Origin of the sequence: Arthrobacter sp. TMP15 (assembly GCF_039529835.1) — a bacterium.
GTDB lineage: Bacteria > Actinomycetota > Actinomycetes > Actinomycetales > Micrococcaceae > Specibacter.
The window spans coordinates 200,105-215,304 of record NZ_CP154262.1 but is presented as its reverse complement, the minus strand read 5'-3'; the positions used below and the strand labels follow the sequence as shown (position 1 = coordinate 215,304).

At 58.5% G+C, this 15,200-nt stretch carries 15 protein-coding genes; 10 read left to right on the top strand and 5 right to left on the bottom strand.

Annotation, left to right across the window (positions count from 1 at the left end):
* Nucleotides 1-80: 80 nt before the first annotated feature.
* Together clpB and AAFM46_RS00930 are read right to left on the bottom strand one after the other, a co-directional pair.
* Nucleotides 81-2,696 carry an ATP-dependent chaperone ClpB gene (gene clpB, locus AAFM46_RS00935; RefSeq protein ID WP_283531857.1) on the bottom strand — a complete coding sequence of 872 codons (2,616 nt, stop codon included), beginning with the start codon at nucleotides 2,694-2,696 and terminating at the stop codon, nucleotides 81-83.
* A 322-nt stretch (nucleotides 2,697-3,018) separates the two neighbouring features.
* Nucleotides 3,019-3,714, bottom strand: coding sequence for a ubiquinone/menaquinone biosynthesis methyltransferase (locus AAFM46_RS00930; RefSeq protein ID WP_343319013.1), 696 nt, complete (start codon nucleotides 3,712-3,714; stop codon nucleotides 3,019-3,021).
* A gap of 131 nt (nucleotides 3,715-3,845) precedes the next feature.
* Between AAFM46_RS00930 and AAFM46_RS00925 the strand changes: the two genes are divergently transcribed.
* The 6 genes from AAFM46_RS00925 (at nucleotide 3,846) to AAFM46_RS00900 (ending at nucleotide 9,297) form a co-directional block, all read left to right on the top strand.
* The gene (locus tag AAFM46_RS00925; protein WP_343319011.1) at nucleotides 3,846-4,733 is read left to right on the top strand and encodes a DUF4031 domain-containing protein; all 888 of its coding nucleotides are present in this window, start codon (nucleotides 3,846-3,848) and stop codon (nucleotides 4,731-4,733) included.
* 1 nt (nucleotide 4,734) lies between these two features.
* Nucleotides 4,735-5,163: an ASCH domain-containing protein gene (locus tag AAFM46_RS00920; RefSeq protein ID WP_343319009.1), complete on the top strand. Its 429-nt coding sequence runs from the start codon at nucleotides 4,735-4,737 to the stop codon at nucleotides 5,161-5,163.
* 71 nt (nucleotides 5,164-5,234) lie between these two features.
* Entirely contained in the window at nucleotides 5,235-5,894 is a 660-nt protein-coding gene (locus AAFM46_RS00915) for a pentapeptide repeat-containing protein (RefSeq protein WP_343319007.1), read from the top strand.
* Between the two features lie 228 nt (nucleotides 5,895-6,122).
* Nucleotides 6,123-7,106, top strand: coding sequence for an aldo/keto reductase (locus AAFM46_RS00910; RefSeq protein ID WP_343319005.1), 984 nt, complete (start codon nucleotides 6,123-6,125; stop codon nucleotides 7,104-7,106).
* Nucleotides 7,107-7,338: 232 nt separating this feature from the next.
* The gene (locus tag AAFM46_RS00905) at nucleotides 7,339-7,632 is read left to right on the top strand and encodes a hypothetical protein (protein ID WP_283531863.1); all 294 of its coding nucleotides are present in this window, start codon (nucleotides 7,339-7,341) and stop codon (nucleotides 7,630-7,632) included.
* A 39-nt stretch (nucleotides 7,633-7,671) separates the two neighbouring features.
* On the top strand, nucleotides 7,672-9,297 hold the full coding sequence (locus AAFM46_RS00900) for a sialidase family protein (RefSeq protein ID WP_343319003.1): 1,626 nt from the start codon (nucleotides 7,672-7,674) through the stop codon (nucleotides 9,295-9,297).
* 97 nt (nucleotides 9,298-9,394) lie between these two features.
* Here AAFM46_RS00900 and AAFM46_RS00895 read toward each other — a convergent pair whose 3' ends face one another.
* On the bottom strand, nucleotides 9,395-9,916 hold the full coding sequence (locus tag AAFM46_RS00895) for a hypothetical protein (RefSeq protein WP_343319001.1): 522 nt from the start codon (nucleotides 9,914-9,916) through the stop codon (nucleotides 9,395-9,397).
* Between the two features lie 9 nt (nucleotides 9,917-9,925).
* Nucleotides 9,926-10,501 (bottom strand): hypothetical protein, encoded by a 576-nt coding sequence (locus AAFM46_RS00890; RefSeq protein WP_343318999.1) that lies wholly within the window; start codon nucleotides 10,499-10,501, stop codon nucleotides 9,926-9,928.
* Nucleotides 10,502-10,670: 169 nt separating this feature from the next.
* Between AAFM46_RS00890 and AAFM46_RS00885 the strand changes: the two genes are divergently transcribed.
* The 3 genes from AAFM46_RS00885 to AAFM46_RS00875 all read left to right on the top strand — a co-directional run bounded on the left by AAFM46_RS00885 (nucleotide 10,671) and on the right by AAFM46_RS00875 (nucleotide 11,990).
* Nucleotides 10,671-11,072 carry a YccF domain-containing protein gene (locus AAFM46_RS00885; protein ID WP_283531867.1) on the top strand — a complete coding sequence of 134 codons (402 nt, stop codon included), beginning with the start codon at nucleotides 10,671-10,673 and terminating at the stop codon, nucleotides 11,070-11,072.
* 82 nt (nucleotides 11,073-11,154) lie between these two features.
* Entirely contained in the window at nucleotides 11,155-11,388 is a 234-nt protein-coding gene (locus AAFM46_RS00880) for a hypothetical protein (protein ID WP_343318997.1), read from the top strand.
* A complete protein-coding gene (locus tag AAFM46_RS00875) occupies nucleotides 11,388-11,990 on the top strand; it encodes a HutD family protein (RefSeq protein ID WP_283531870.1) in 603 nt (200 codons plus the stop codon). Before AAFM46_RS00880 ends, AAFM46_RS00875 begins: the two co-directional genes overlap by 1 nt.
* Before the next feature lie 142 nt (nucleotides 11,991-12,132).
* On the opposite strand, the gene AAFM46_RS00870 is transcribed toward AAFM46_RS00875, so the two are convergent.
* On the bottom strand, nucleotides 12,133-13,827 hold the full coding sequence (locus AAFM46_RS00870; RefSeq protein ID WP_343318994.1) for a DEAD/DEAH box helicase: 1,695 nt from the start codon (nucleotides 13,825-13,827) through the stop codon (nucleotides 12,133-12,135).
* Nucleotides 13,828-14,193: 366 nt separating this feature from the next.
* On the opposite strand from AAFM46_RS00870, the gene trmB reads away from it, so the two are divergent.
* Entirely contained in the window at nucleotides 14,194-15,105 is a 912-nt protein-coding gene (trmB, locus tag AAFM46_RS00865; protein ID WP_343318992.1) for a tRNA (guanosine(46)-N7)-methyltransferase TrmB, read from the top strand.
* Nucleotides 15,106-15,200: the final 95 nt, after the last annotated feature.

Genomic DNA, 15,200 nt, shown 5'->3' with positions numbered 1-15,200 from the left:
GAAATACGAGAGGGGTGGGAAACGGATTACCCGTTTCCCACCCCTCTCACCAGTTAGGCGGCCAGGATTCCCTGGGTTCTCTATTTCCGGCTGACAGTCAGTCCGGAGGTAGCACCTGAAATCGGGTCCAGTTCATCGAAGTCGGCCGAGGTATCCACCAAAACTGTGTCGCCGTCGGTAATGGCACCAGCCAAAATTTCCTTGGCCAGCCTGTCACCGATCTGTCGTTGCACCAACCTGCGCAGGGGCCGCGCACCGTAGGCAGGATCGTAACCCGTCAGAGCCAGCCATGCCTTCGCAGCCTCGGTCACCTCAAGGCTCAGGCGCCGCTGGTACAGCCGGGCTGCCAGAGACTGCACCTGCAGGTCAACAATTCGCGAAAGTTCATCCACGGTGAGCGCATCAAACATGACGATCTCATCGAGCCGGTTCAGGAACTCAGGTTTGAATGAGGACTCCACAATGGACATGACTGCCTTGTGCTTTTCATCCTCTGACAGTGACTGGTCAACTAAGAACTGGGAGCCCAAATTCGAGGTCAGGACAATGATGACGTTGCGGAAATCAACTGTTCTACCCTGACCGTCGGTGAGCCGACCGTCGTCGAACACCTGCAGAAGGATGTCAAAAACTTCCGGGTGCGCCTTTTCAACTTCGTCCAACAGCACAACGGAGTATGGCCGGCGGCGTACGGCCTCAGTCAGCTGCCCACCCTCGTCGTAACCCACGTAACCGGGAGGCGCACCAACCAGCCTCGAGACGGAGTGCTTCTCAGAGTATTCGCTCATATCGATGCGGATCATGGCGCGTTCGTCGTCGAAGAGGAAGTCAGCCAACGCCTTGGCCAGCTCAGTTTTACCAACACCCGTGGGTCCAAGGAACAGGAACGAGCCCGTGGGCCTGTCCGGATCGCTGATGCCGGCGCGTGCCCGGCGGACGGCGTCAGAGACAGCGGTGACAGCTGAGGCTTGGCCGATTAGTCGGGATCCCAAAACCTGCTCCATTTGCAGCAGCTTTTGGCTTTCACCCTGCAACATCCGTCCGGCCGGAATCCCTGTCCAGGCCGAAATGACTTCTGCTATATCATCAGCGGTGACTTCCTCTGCCACCATGAGTTCTGCCTTATCAGCGGACTCCTCCTCAGCCGCAGCAGCCTCTAATTCGTGCTGTAAAGCCGGGATTTCCCCGTACAGGACCCGAGACGCCTGCTCAAGATCGCCGTCGCGCTGTGCCTTGTCCGCAATGGAGCGCAGCTCATCAAGTTTGGCCTTCAGATCACCCACACGGTTCAGGCCGGCCTTCTCGGCTTCCCACCGGGCGTTCAATCCGGAAAGCTCTTCCTTTTTGTCAGCCATATCCGCGCGGAGGGCATCAAGGCGTTCCATGGATGCCGCATCAGTTTCCCCGCTGAGGGCCAATTCCTCCATTGTCAGGCGGTCGACGGCGCGGCGCAGCTGGTCGATCTCCTCCGGCGCGGAGTCAATCTCCATGCGCAGCCGGGAAGCCGCCTCATCCATCAAGTCAATGGCCTTGTCAGGCAGGTGGCGGCCGCTGATGTAGCGGTTGGACAGTGTTGCGGCCGCGACCAGGGCAGAGTCTGCGATGGCCACTTTGTGGTGCGCTTCATAACGCTCCTTCAGCCCACGCAAAATACCGATGGTGTCATCAACACTGGGTTCACCAACGTAGACCTGCTGGAATCTGCGCTCCAAAGCCGGATCCTTCTCAATGTTTTCCCGGTACTCATCGAGGGTTGTGGCACCGATCAGGCGCAACTCACCGCGCGCCAGCATGGGTTTGAGCATATTGCCCGCATCCATGGAACCTTCCGAGGCACCAGCACCCACAACCGTGTGGATTTCATCGATGAACGTCACGATCTGCCCATCGGAGGCCTTGATCTCCTCAAGGACAGCTTTGAGGCGCTCCTCAAATTCGCCACGGTATTTGGCCCCGGCCACCATGGCTGAGAGGTCAAGACTGATCAACGACTTACCGCGCAGCGATTCGGGCACATCCCCTGCAACCATCCGCTGGGCCAGACCTTCAACAACGGCTGTTTTGCCAACGCCAGGCTCCCCGATCAACACCGGGTTATTCTTGGTGCGACGGCTCAGTACCTGGATGACCCGGCGAATCTCGGCATCGCGGCCAATCACCGGATCAAGCTTGCCGGAGCGGGCAATGGCTGTCATGTCAACACCAAATTTTTCCAGTGCTTCAAACGTGTTCTCGGGATCGGGGGTGGTGACCTTGCCATCGCCACGCACTGACGGAAGCGCCGCATCCAGCGCGGCTCTAGTGGCACCACTCTGGCGCAGGGCACTTCCTGTTGCTCCGGCGTCGTCCGCTAGACCCAAAAGCAGGTGCTCGGTGGAGACATAGTTATCTCCCATGCGCTCGGCGGTCTGCTGCGCGGCCTGCACCACCAACAGGGTGTTTCGGCTCAATTGTGCCTGGGCTACCGAGGTCCCGGACGACGACGGGAGGTTGCGAATGGCTGTACTGGCACCAACACTGACCTCATCCGGGTCCACTCCTGCGCCCTTCAAAAGGGCCACAGCAACGCTTTGGCGCTGATCCATGAGGGCCTTGAGCAGGTGGGCGGGCTCCACCGCAGGATTCCCGGCGGTGGAGGCGTTCATGGCGGCGGCGGAAAGAGCCTCCTGGCTCTTAGTGGTGAATTTGGCGTCCAAGAGAAGTCCTTTCATCGGCTGGGGGAGGGCGTAAAAACCCATCCCGATAAAGTTGAGTCTACTACGCTCAACTTTGAAATTGGGCGCCTTATTCCAAAGATTTTTTAGACCTCGAAAAATCCTGCGCCAAAAACGGCTCTTTAAGCACGGCTGTTGGCGGAATTATCCATCAACGCCAGGCATCAACCCATGCGGACGTCCCGGCAATCCCCGCCTGCCGGTAGCGTTCCTTTTGTCCGGGTTTTCAACGTGTGCGTTGAGGGAGAATTCCCTGAAGGGTTTCCCCTCCGTCCCACCCATCGAATAAAACATGGAAGTTTCCTCAGGTTGGCTTACGCGCCACCCAAATCATGTTGGTGCCCATGAACCTGGGCTTCACCTGGACGTGCTCAAACCCGGCCTGCTGGAACTTTTGCTCCAACGCCTTAGGGGTCAGGAAGCCCAGGGTGGAATCGACCAGGTACTGGTATGCCTCACGGTCGCGGCCAATGATTGCCCCCAACGTTGGGATGACTATGCGCATGCCAAGACGGATGAATGGGGAAAGCATGCCGCTGGGAGGGGACGATTCAAGAGCTGCCACTACTCCGCCAGGCTTGAGTACGCGGAACTGCTCGTTCAACACCGTATCCAGATCGCTGACATTGCGCAGGAGGTATCCGTGACTCACGCCGTCGAACGTATTGTCCTTGAAGGGCAGTTCATGGGCATCGGCAAACTGCCACTGGATATTTGTGTTGCCCGCTTGCTGGCGGGCCACCTCCAACATGGACTCGGAAAAATCAGCTCCAATGATGGTAGCCGCAGGGTGCACCGCTGCGATGGCCTTGGCAATGACGCCTGTCCCCGTGGCCAGATCAAGGTAGCTGCGTCCGGGCGCGGAGGTGGCAATGGCGGCAACGTCCCGGCACCAGCGCCTATGTGAATTCAGCGTCATGAGCCGGTTCATTAGGTCATAGCGCCGGGCGATGGCGTTGAAAGTAGCCTGAACTGAAGAATCTTCTTTTCGCATTGCCATTGACCTTCATTTGATGTGTTGGACCCAAACGATTCTATGCGGGCTCAGCTCTATGCGGGCGCAGCTTCGCGGCACATTCGCAGGGCAGTCCACTTGGAGCCAGGGCAGGAGCGAGCACCTAAGCTAAAAGCATGATCTTCATCGATCCGCCCTACTGGCCAGCGCACGGAACCGTGTTCTCGCATCTGATCTCCAACACCTCACTTGATGAGTTGCACGCCTTTGCGGCAGCCAATGGAGTCACCAGACGCGCTTTTGACCTTGATCACTACGACGTCGCGAAGCGCCGTTACGAGGGTCTGGTCGCAGCAGGAGCTATTCCGGTATCAGGCAAGGAGTTGGCCCGCACACTGATGGACTCTGGGTTGCGAATCAAAGCAAAATACCGAGTCAAATCTGTTGCCTCGGTATTGGGGTTGCGCTGGAACGCCCTCCTGCCGGGCCAGCCACACCTTGGCTCCGATATACTCACCCGCTGGAACGAGCCGCACAGGCACTACCACTCGGGAACGCACCTACTGGCGGTACTGGAAGCACTAGAGCTGCTCACTGAGCGCTGCGTCCCCCGCACCGTGGAACTAGCCGCCTGGTTTCATGACGCCGTCTACAACGGCACCGCCACGGACGAAGAAGAGTCGGCCAAATTAGCGCAACTGTACTTAAAAGATGTAGTGACCCCCGCGGAAGTAGCAGAAGTTGCTCGGCTTGTTCGCCTCACAGCTACCCATGCCCCCGAGCCTGGCGATAGCTCCGGGCACTTGCTTTGCGACGCCGACCTAGCCATCCTTGGCGGTACGCCGGAACTCTATTCCCGCTATATTTCTGGCATTCGCCGCGACTATTCACACGTTTCGGACTGCAATTTTACCAACGGAAGAGCTACCGTAGTACGTCAATTACTAGCCCTGAGACCGCTATTCCATACGCGCAAAGGCCAGGCGCTGTGGGCGGCGCAGGCACAGCACAATCTCAGTCGGGAACTAGAACAGTTGAACCAAATAAATGCCGTGGGTTCATAGTATGACTGACTGCAGCTCCCTGCCGATTGTTGAGTTCGCCTTCCCGGGACTGCTACGCGAACAACTGCTCGCAGCAATCTTGGACGGCTCAAAAACTTCCACTACCCCGACACTCATCGAAGATGAGGTTGAAAACGAAGAATTACCCCGCATTGGCCAGCAGGAGCTGGTGATTAATTCGGCCGGAAAAGGTGTTGCCGTCATTGAAACTACCGAGGTACGCCACGTGAAGCTGGCCGACGTTGATCTCCAGGACGTCATCGATGAGGGCGAGGACTACACCACCGTGGCACAGTGGCGGGCCGGACATGAAGAGTTTTGGCACTCCCCGGATATGCGCAAGGCCATGGGAGACCCAAAGTTTACGGTGGATGATGACACCATATTGGTGTTGCAGCGCTTTCGGGTCATCGCCAAACTCGAGTCCTAGCACCGGCGGCTTCCGTTCCCGCTGGTGGCTATCAGATTTTTTCGCTCACCGCGGCCGGGTACCCTGTGTGCATGGCTTCGAAGAATGAACCCCGCGCACCCCGCCTCTCTCCCCTAGAACTGCATGACCTTGTAGTAAATGACGATGCTTTCTTTGGTCCCGGTGAGACGTATGACGGGCAACGTTTTGAGCAGACCTCCTTTGATGAAGCCGATCTGAGCTCAACGGACTTTCTAGACTGTGAGCTCAATAGACCAACTTTGAATAACACCGAGCTTCGTGGTGTGCGGTTCCGTGGCACGGTCGTCAATGACAGCTTCGCCCCGATCATGAAGGGCGCCCGAACCAGCTGGCGGGATACCGAAATCACTGCACCACGGTGGGGCTCTGCAGAACTGTATGACAGCAGTTGGCAGTCGGTACGGATCGACGGAGGGAAGATCGACTTTTTGAACCTGCGCACCGCTAAGATCACCGACCTTCAGATCAGCGATGCCATCATTGGCGAACTTGACCTTGGCGGGGCAACAGTCACCCGCATGTCACTGAAGAACTGCCGGATTGGCACCCTCGACCTCCAGCAGGCCAAGCTCAAAGACCTCGATCTGCGCAGCACCGATTTTCGGATTCTCAACGGCATCGGTTCCATGTCCGGGGTTGTCATTGACGATTACCAACTAAGCCTGCTTGCCCCTTTCATGGCAGCGCACCTTGGCGTCACCATCGCCTAGCCCCTGGGCCATTGAGAAACCCGTGCCCAGAGATGATCGGGGCAGCGCTTAGTCCCTCACGCTTAGGTTCAGCAAAATCAACAAAGGCGAGCGCTAATTCCCCTCACCTAGCAATTTGCCAGCCAGGGACCCTTGCCCCACAACCCAAAGTACGGCAGCATTTTGCTTGGCAGCACCCATGCCGGACAATTCGGGTGGGCAGAGAGCCAAGTGAGGGCGCGAAGCAGTATGCAAACAGTGAAATTAGGCGGCCAAGGACTTGTTGTATCCGCTGAGGGACTAGGCGCCATGGGCATGAGTGCGTTTTACGGTGCCCGCGATGACGCCGAATCAACGGCCACGCTCAACCGCGCCCTTGATTTGGGCATCAGCTTGATTGACACGGCGGAGGTTTACGGGCCGTTCCTCAATGAGCAACTCATAGGCCAGGCCATTGGGCACCGCCGAGGCGAGTATGCCTTGGCCACGAAGTTTGGCAGCGAAGTTAACGATGATGGTTCCCGGCGGCCCGTCAATGGCAGCCCCGCCTATGCCCGCAGGGCGCTGGAGAGGTCCTTGCTTCACCTTGGCACGGACTACGTGGACCTTTACTATCTGCATCGCGTGGACCCCAACACCCCGATCGAAGAAACTGTGGGAGCCATGGCCGAGTTCGTTGCCGAAGGCAAGGTGCGGTTTCTTGGCCTTTCAGAGGCGGCCCCGGCGACACTTCGGCGCGCACACGCCACCCATCCAATAACCGCGCTACAAACCGAGTACTCCATGTTTGAGCGCGAGCCGGAGAGCAACGGAGTCTTAGCGACAGCCCGCGAACTCGGCATCGGCTTCGTGGCGTACTCCCCGCTGGGCAGAGGTCTTTTGACAGGCGGGATCACCAGTGAAGACGATCTCGCCGCGAACGACTGGCGTCGAGGCATGCCCCGCTTCACCCGTGAGAATATGGCAACGAACTTGTCCATGGTTGAGCAGATCACCGCAATTGCCGCAGCCAAGGAGGTCACGGCCGCACAGCTGGCACTGGCATGGGTCATAGCCCAAAACACTGTTCCCATACCTGGCACCAAACAACGCAAGTATTTGGAGGAGAACGCGGCAGCACCGGACATTGTGCTCACCACCGAAGATCTTGCCGCTATTGAAGCAGCCGTGCCTGCCGGCAGCGCGGCAGGCACCCGATACGATGAAGCCGGCCTAAAGTCCGTCTACAAGTAGTCCGGACAGCATGGACCGTGAACTGGAGGCAGTTCGGTGTAGTCATTCAGCCAACACAGCGGCACACAATACCCATGAACTCCCCGTGGCATCAGGGCTGGATATAATTCAAAGCTGGTCAGTTGGAAACCATGACGTTAGAGAGCCCAGGATTCCCCGCCAACCCGCCCATCCTGCTCTCGCTCGGGCATATCCAGGTCACCGAGCAATACGTCATAACTCCGGCCGGAACGTGGCCCTTGGCCGAAGTGACGTCACATCCGTTGATCAAACCAGGGTCACCACTTTCACCCCTACTTGGGCTATTGTCATGGTGTTTTTATTCATTTGGTTTTTCCTCATTAGCCTGCTTTTTCTCCTCGCCCGCGATACTCGCATGGAGGGTTTCATCGCCGTGAATATTCAGGCCGGTAAATACTCCTACACGGAGCAGCTTCCCGTGGGCAATGAGGTTCAAAGGATCGATGTGTTCAACAGGGTGCATTTCTTGCAAACCCAGATCGGTCGGGCCCGCTCAGTCGGTTAGCCCCACGCATCTGGGTTCCATCACGGCTAAGCTCATCATGTGACCACTCGTCCTACCTCCTCTGAGTTTGTTCTTGCCCGTCGCGGTGTTTCCGGGCACCGCCAGTACCGCATCCCGGCCCTCGCGGTATCCACTCACGGCACACTCCTGGCCGCCTACGACGGCCGGCCCAATTTGGATGACCTCCCCAACCCAATCGATCTGCTGATCCGCCGCAGCACCGATAATGGAACCTCGTGGGGTCCGCAACAAACAATCCGCACAGGCACCGGTTTGGACGGTTACGGGGATCCAAGTCTGCTTGTTGACACCGAAACCGGGCGCATTTTTTGCTTCCACGCGGCGGGGACCCACGCTGGTTTCTTTGAGGCAGTTGAAGGACTAGAGGATAAGGATGCCATCCAGCACGCGGACCTGAGCTTCTCAGACGACGACGGTCTCACGTGGCAGCATCGCAGCCTCACCGCCATGCTCAAACGCCCGGGTACAACCGGACTTTTTGCTGCTGCGGGCGCTGGCATTCAAATTCACACCGGCCCGTTCACGGGGCGTCTTGTGCAGCAGTTCGTGCTACTTCACCAGGGCCACATTAAGGCCGCCAGCGCCTATAGCGACGATCATGGCGAGATTTGGACTCTCGGTGAATTCATTTCTGGAGCCAATGAAAACAAGGTTGTTTGTTTGGCTGACGGATCACTGCTGATGCACTCCCGCGCCACACCACACAGGCTCACTGCCCTCTCCACAGACGGCGGTCACAGCTATACAACCGCGCAACCGCACAGTGAATTGCCCGACCCCAGCGACAACGGTTCGGTGGCACGCTTCGACGGCTTACCCAATGTGGCAGCGTGGGCCACACCTGAGACTGAGAACTGGCTCATCGCCACCCACAATCATGACCCCCTGCTGCGCCGCAATACGCTCCTGAAGCTAACTGTGGACAACGGCGCAACCTGGCCGTACGCCGTCGTACTGTGTGCAGGCAGTTCACAGTATTCCACCGCTGCCCGCCTGCCCGACGGCCGGATTGGTGTGTTGTATGAGAGCCAGGGTTACCAGGAAATCGTTTTTGTTGCCTTCGATCCGCAAGAGCTCCTCACCTCCCCTGTCGGCTCACTGAAGCACGACGTCGGCACCTCCTATGCCGGAAGCGTTGGGCTGAGCGTTGTGCTGCGTTCCATCACGCCGGGACGCCCAGTGGTTTGGAACAGTGTTGGCGAGACTGTTGTATTGGCTGCGACTGAAGGTGATTGGGACCCGGCCGCTTGGAAGGAAGTCGGTCAGGGCTATTCTGATGAGGCTCCCCAGGTACTTTCAAACCGCGAATCACAGGATGGAAACTACGGTGCCATCATTCCGGGCTACAAGGCTGGAGACGTTCTGGCGTTTGCCGGGAGGGTGGAGAATTCTGCGCAAACCAATGTTCAGGTGGTGTCGGTGCTTCGTGAGAACGGCTCTACCGAGGTTGTTGCCTGCCCTGAAGCGTTGCCAGCCGGGACGGCTCGTAGTTTCAATGCCACATACGAGGTGACTCAGGCCGACATTAACGCCGGCTGCCTCACCGTTGCATTCGTCATGGGTGTGCGGGACTGCGGCCAGGGTCTTGAGGCCAAACGATCCTTCACCTTCGACGTTGCCACTGGCGATATTTCCGAAAGCTGACGCTCGCGTCTTTGACTCCTGCGCACCGTGAGTTGTCATGGTGCCGCCACTTCGACGGTGGCGGCACGGGCTCAACTGACCATGCGCAGAGCTCAAACTACGGGCGCTCCGCCTGCCCTACCTCTGGCTTTTTGAATTCCTCGAGCGCTTGGGCGATGGCGTGATCGGCGTGCGCCGCAGATTGCGTGGCCTTGAGCGTTTCAACTGTGACGTTGAAGCCGCTGACGCGGGCTTGGAGCTGAGCTAGGGCGCCAATCAGCATGGTTTCCTGTTCGGCCAAGGCGTTGCGCTGGTTGACGATGTCCGCCAGCTGCCCGCCCATAATCAGGTGGCGGCCCATGGCAGTTTGGGCAGCTAGCTCATCCCCGTCAAGGCGAGATTTTTCCGCTTGCCGCACCAGTCTGTCAAGGGCCTGTTCTAGATCCGCGGCCTGGATGTCCAACCGCTGCCTACTCACCGAAACATCGGCAACTCCACGGCGCATCTTTTGCACGGCGTTCCTTTGCTTAAACTGGGCATCCCTCAAGGTGAGCGGGTCACGGCTGGAGGCTCCGCGGTCGTACTTCACCGAGAGCTTGGGGCGAGAAAAAATGCCCACAATCCGCGCAAAAAAACTCATCGTTCTCAGTTAGTCTTCGCCAAGGTCCGTGTATGTTTTAGACCAATTCTTAAGCATCGAAGCCTCAATTTCAAGCGTGCGGGTGAGGTCTTTGAGGTCAACTTCGGCAGTCGGCGCGCCAGCACTGGCGAGAGCGTTGCGGACTCCCCTGGCGGTCTGGGTGATCTGCTCCACTTGCACGCTGAGTGTCTTAGCATAGAGGGCCTGGACAGCGGGTTCGGGTTCCCGTTGTGCCACAATTAACTGGTGTTCCATGACGGCGGCTGTTTGCTGCAGGGTCTTGAATACGGACTCAAGATTTCCGGTATATTGCCCGGTGGACTGGGCCACACCCAACGACCTGTGCGTCGCTTCAAGGGATTCTTGCAGGGCCACACGCTGCTTGAGGATCTCCGCAACGGGGCCGGTACTGGAGCTGGCCCGAACTTTCAGGGCGCTACGCTTTGCCGACTCGATCCTGGGCTTAGAAAATTTCGCTAAGCCAATGACGCCCCGGGAAACTAATATCCCCAAGGTGACGGCGACGCCCAAAAAAATGGCAACGATCACCAAGAGAAGAATCAAAAAGACTGTGCCTAAGTCCATGGAATGGTAGGTTTCCTTGCCAGATTGAGGAACTGAGCCGTTGCAGATCAGCGTAACACCGCAAGGCTATCCCAGAGATTCACTCCTACAAGAGAGGTGTTATGCCGGGCGGCTCCTTCGTTTCAGTTCGAAAGCGCCCTTTGTCGGTGCCAGCGGGCAGAATGGGGGGATGAAGACAATTTTGAATGTCATTTGGTTGGTGTTCGGCGGCTTTTGGTTGGCGCTGAGCTACTTTTTTGCCGGAATTTTGTGCTGCATTCTCATCATCACCATCCCCTGGGGTATAGCCTCATTCCGCATTGCCGGGTACGCCCTGTGGCCTTTTGGCCGAACCGTTGTTGATAAGCCCGGCGGCACGGGCCTGGCCAGTACGCTGGGCAACGTCATTTGGATTTTGGTGGCGGGAATCTGGATAGTGATTGCACACGTCAGCACTGCAGTTGCCATGGCAATCACCATCATCGGTATCCCCTTGGCTATTGCCAATCTGAAGATGATCCCTGTTTCTTTGATGCCGTTGGGCAAGGAGATAGTGCCCACCAACCGGCCATTTGTGGCCAGTTACCGCTAGAACGGTCAGCCCCTGAACCATCCACGCCAAAGAGGAGTTGTCCACGAATCTGGTGAAGACGTTTGCCGCGTAAGCTTGTCTCATGCGCAATAAGACCGATTGGTTGGACGTCATCGTCAACTTCGCCAGTTTCGCGGCCATGATTTTAGTGCTGAGTTTTGCTAGATTCGGCCTGCCTGTAAAGATCGTGCTCGCCTTCGCTGTTTCCCTGGCCATCACAGGTGGTTGGTCTTATTACAAACGAAAGCTCCGCCGTCGTCCATCTGACCCGAAGCGGCTGCATATTTACAGCGTGAAGAATGCGGACGAAAAATAATGCAAATCATCCGCTACTCCGCACTCGAAGCAACGCCTTGGCACAATGGCGGTGGGCTAAGCCGGCAAATTGCTGCCGGCCCGGCAGGATCAGAGCCGTGGCAATGGCGTGTGAGTCTGGCAGAGGTTTCCAAAGCCGGCCCCTTCTCGGAACTACCAGGGGTGGATCGCATTATCACGGTGGTAGAGGGCGAACTGATCGCACTGACAATAGATGGTGTGGAGCAGGCACTTGAAAAGTACCGTCCGTTCCGTTTTTCAGGCGATTCACAGACCTGCGCAGCCCTACCAACAGGTGCTCTGAAGGACTTGAATCTCATGACCCGACGTGGCGCTTTCAAGGGCTACGCCGCCATCATCGAACTGTCCAAGAAGCGTCCACACCCGGTCTTTGCCGACCAGTTTGCCGTGCTGCTTCAGGGCTCGGCCAGCGTTACGCCAGCGCCCTCGACTGTTGCCCCGGACCATCCGCAGGCATCTTCCCCGGTGCCAGCCGCTGAGGCGCTTGGCAAGTTCGATACGGTGGTAGGTTCCGAGGATGCCCCGGAGGTTTCCGGCCGCGGCTTCCTTGCTGTGCTCAGCATCGACCCGGTCGGCACCTGAATAGAGCATCCAGCTCCAAACGAAGTGGGACCGCGATCCGGCTGTCCATCAGATGCCAGTCCACCAGGTGCCAGAGGGTTACACACTGGCATTAGTTAAAAAGAATCGGGCCCGCAGGAAGCGGGCCCGATTCTTTTGGTATCTAGCGGCTGCGACGCTGGTTCGAAGCCGGTGCAGAAGCGCGGCGGGGTCCGCCGGAGCGAGAGGATCCACCACCGTTGGCGTTGTAGCTGCCACCGGAAGTACCTCCGGTGTTGGATGACCAAGCAACACTGGAGCTGCTTCGTGCACCCTCGCGGGCGCCTTCACGTGAACCACTTGAATGAGGTGCGCGCTTGCCGCGGGCTCCCTCACCATCGCGTGCCGGACGGCCAGCACCAGCTGGGCGGCCCTCGCCGGAACGTGCCGGACGCCCAGCGCCAGCTGGGCGTGAAACCTGACCATCGCGACGCTCTGAACGGTTACCCTGTCCCGCAGGAGCCGAACGCTCGCCACCTTCTGATGAGACGCGGCCACGTCCACCACGGCCACCCCGGCCACCGGCTGTGGGAGCGGCACCGGAACGAACTGAGCGCTTGCGCTGAGCATTGGCTCCGGTTGATGAACCGCCACCCTGTGCCGGCGCCTTGGCGGCCAGGAGTGCCGCGCGGGTGCGTGGATCAATCTTGTCAGCTACGTTGCCCACCAATGTAGCAATGACCGGTGAGCTGGTGGTGACGCGCTCAAAGTTCACGTCAACGCCTGCTGCACGCATGAGCTTCTTGACGTCGCTCTGCTGCTCCGGCAAGGTCAAGGTGACAACAACGCCGTCGGACCCGGCCCGCGCCGTACGTCCTGAGCGGTGCAGGTATGCCTTGTGCTCTGTGGGCGGATCAACGTGGATGACCAATTCGATGTCATCGACGTGGACGCCGCGGGCAGCAACGTCGGTGGCAACCAGCACGCGGACGCCGCCGGTGGAGAATTCGGCCAGGTTCCTATCGCGTGCGTTCTGTGAGAGGTTGCCGTGCAGATCAACGGCGGGGATACCGGCGTCGGTCAGGGTTTTGGCCAGCTTGCGGGCGTGGTGCTTGGTGCGCATGAAAAGAATGCGGCGACCGGCGCCCGATGCCAGCTCAACGATGACCTGCTTCTTCACCGTCTGGTCACCAACAACGAGTACGTGGTGTTCCATGGTGGAGACAGCAGCCTTGGCCTCGTCTACCGAGTGGGTGAGCTGGTTGGAGAGGTAACGCTGGACGATCTTGTCCACGCCGTTATCCAACGTTGCGGAGAACAGCATGCGCTGGCCCTGCGTGGGAGTGGTGTCCAGCAGGCGCTTAACAACGGGCAAGAAGCCAAGGTCGGCCATGTGGTCAGCCTCGTCCAAAACGGTGATCTCAACATTTTCCAGCGACACGATGCGCTGCTTCATGAGGTCTTCTAGACGGCCGGGGCAGGCAATGACAATGTCAACGCCTGCGCGCAAAGCCTTTTCCTGACGAGCCTGTGAAACGCCACCGTAAATGACCGTGGTGTTCAAGCCCATGGACTTGGCCAGCGGCTCAATGGTGTTGTTCAGCTGTGTGGCCAGTTCGCGGGTTGGTGCCAAAACCAGGCCCATGGGACGGCCCGGCTTGCGGAAGTAAGGGGCTTCGCGCTCAGCCAAACGGGCAACGAGCGGGATGGCGAAGGCAATGGTCTTGCCGGAGCCGGTGCGGCCGCGCCCCAACACGTCCCGTCCTGCCAAAGTATCTGGCAAGGTCTTGACCTGAATGGGGAATGCTTCCTCAATGCCCTGAGCGGCGAGTGAAGCAACGATTTCCTTGGGCGCACCAAGGGCAGCAAAAGTTGTCATGTAAAGAGAGAATCTTTCGTAAGGCGGTTCAACGTCCCACGAGCAGTTTTGACCGCGGGTTCGCCGATTCAATGCCAGAGCGTGTCAACCGCGATTTGCCTGAAGCAAAATCAGTGCGGGACAAGTTGAATGCGTTCATCGACGCAGAATGCACTAGACGCGCATTAAGTAATGTCAGTCTAGCAGCGGTACGACGCCGGCGCTCCCCTTAGTGCCCCAACTCACGTTCGAGTACGTGTTGAACCCCTGCGCACCGTCAGTGGCGTACGTGCCGCACAAGTGGCTGTGGCGCACGCTCCCCACGCCAACCATGCGCAGGCGTGAAAGTCGCGCTACTGCCCGTGGTCACCGGTACGCTTAAGAGTGATGAGCGAAAACCCAGTCCCTGAACCCTCCGCACGCGTTAACACCTCCACCGGGCAGCCGGCCCCCCGCACCGAAGACGGCTCGGCACGCCCTGTCACCCCGGGAAGCCAGGCCGCAGAAGGTACCTACCGCGCCCAACCGGTGTCATTTGTGCGCCGCGGAACACGTCTGCAGGGTCGCCGCCAGCAGGCATGGGACGATCACTCAGACACTCTGGCAGTGGATGTTCCGCGCCACATTTCAGACACCTCGGTGCACCCCGAGTACGTTTTTAGCGCAGCCGAAGAGTTTGGCCGCACCGCGCCGCTCGTTGTTGAAATTGGCTCAGGTCTGGGCGATGCCGTGGTCTACGCCGCAAAAGAAAATCCCGCCATGGACTTTCTGGCCGTGGAGGTTTACACACCAGGACTGGCCCAGACCATCCAAAAAATCGTTGCCAACAAGCTGACCAATGTGCGGGTCGTCCAGGCTAACGCCCCTGAAGTTCTCAGTACTATGCTGCCGACTGGATCTGTCAGCCAGGTGTGGGTATTTTTCCCGGACCCCTGGCACAAGACCAAGCACAATAAACGTCGGATGGTGAAGGACACTTTCGCCCCATTGGTTGCCCGCGTACTCAGCCCTGGCGGCACATGGCGCTTGGCCACCGACTGGTCAACGTATGCCGAGCAAATGCGCGAGGTGGGCACTGACTCGAAGGAATTCACCAACCCGCACGACGGCGAGCGCAAGTCCGCCGAGAGCCCCCTCACCCAGGCGCGGCTCAGCGGCGTGGACTGCGAGCAAAGCAACGAACCGGATGACATTGGCGGTTGGGCGCCGCGCTTTGACGGTCGAGTTCTGACGAGTTTTGAAAACAAGGCCCACAAAGCGGGGCGTGTGATTTTCGATCTGGCCTTTCGCCGGAACTAGCAGGCTGGGAGCTAACACATGGGCGGAGGTAAACGTCCTGCTTTCGTCATCTAGGCGCTTTGCCATGACACAAAAGTCGGCACAAAATCCTAAAG

Excerpts from the sequence above, each read along its gene's own strand:
- AAFM46_RS00870 (WP_343318994.1), bottom strand. The coding sequence starts at position 13,827 with ATGACAACTTTTGCTGCCCTTGGTGCGCCCAAGGAAATCGTTGCTTCA.
- AAFM46_RS00890 (WP_343318999.1), bottom strand. The coding sequence starts at position 10,501 with ATGGACTTAGGCACAGTCTTTTTGATTCTTCTCTTGGTGATCGTTGCC.
- AAFM46_RS00880 (WP_343318997.1), top strand. The coding sequence starts at position 11,155 with ATGCGCAATAAGACCGATTGGTTGGACGTCATCGTCAACTTCGCCAGT.
- AAFM46_RS00910 (WP_343319005.1), top strand. The coding sequence starts at position 6,123 with ATGCAAACAGTGAAATTAGGCGGCCAAGGACTTGTTGTATCCGCTGAG.
- AAFM46_RS00930 (WP_343319013.1), bottom strand. The coding sequence starts at position 3,714 with ATGGCAATGCGAAAAGAAGATTCTTCAGTTCAGGCTACTTTCAACGCC.
- trmB (WP_343318992.1), top strand. The coding sequence starts at position 14,194 with ATGAGCGAAAACCCAGTCCCTGAACCCTCCGCACGCGTTAACACCTCC.
- AAFM46_RS00875 (WP_283531870.1), top strand. The coding sequence starts at position 11,388 with ATGCAAATCATCCGCTACTCCGCACTCGAAGCAACGCCTTGGCACAAT.
- AAFM46_RS00920 (WP_343319009.1), top strand. The coding sequence starts at position 4,735 with ATGACTGACTGCAGCTCCCTGCCGATTGTTGAGTTCGCCTTCCCGGGA.
- AAFM46_RS00895 (WP_343319001.1), bottom strand. The coding sequence starts at position 9,916 with ATGAGTTTTTTTGCGCGGATTGTGGGCATTTTTTCTCGCCCCAAGCTC.
- AAFM46_RS00925 (WP_343319011.1), top strand. The coding sequence starts at position 3,846 with ATGATCTTCATCGATCCGCCCTACTGGCCAGCGCACGGAACCGTGTTC.
- AAFM46_RS00885 (WP_283531867.1), top strand. The coding sequence starts at position 10,671 with ATGAAGACAATTTTGAATGTCATTTGGTTGGTGTTCGGCGGCTTTTGG.
- AAFM46_RS00915 (WP_343319007.1), top strand. The coding sequence starts at position 5,235 with ATGGCTTCGAAGAATGAACCCCGCGCACCCCGCCTCTCTCCCCTAGAA.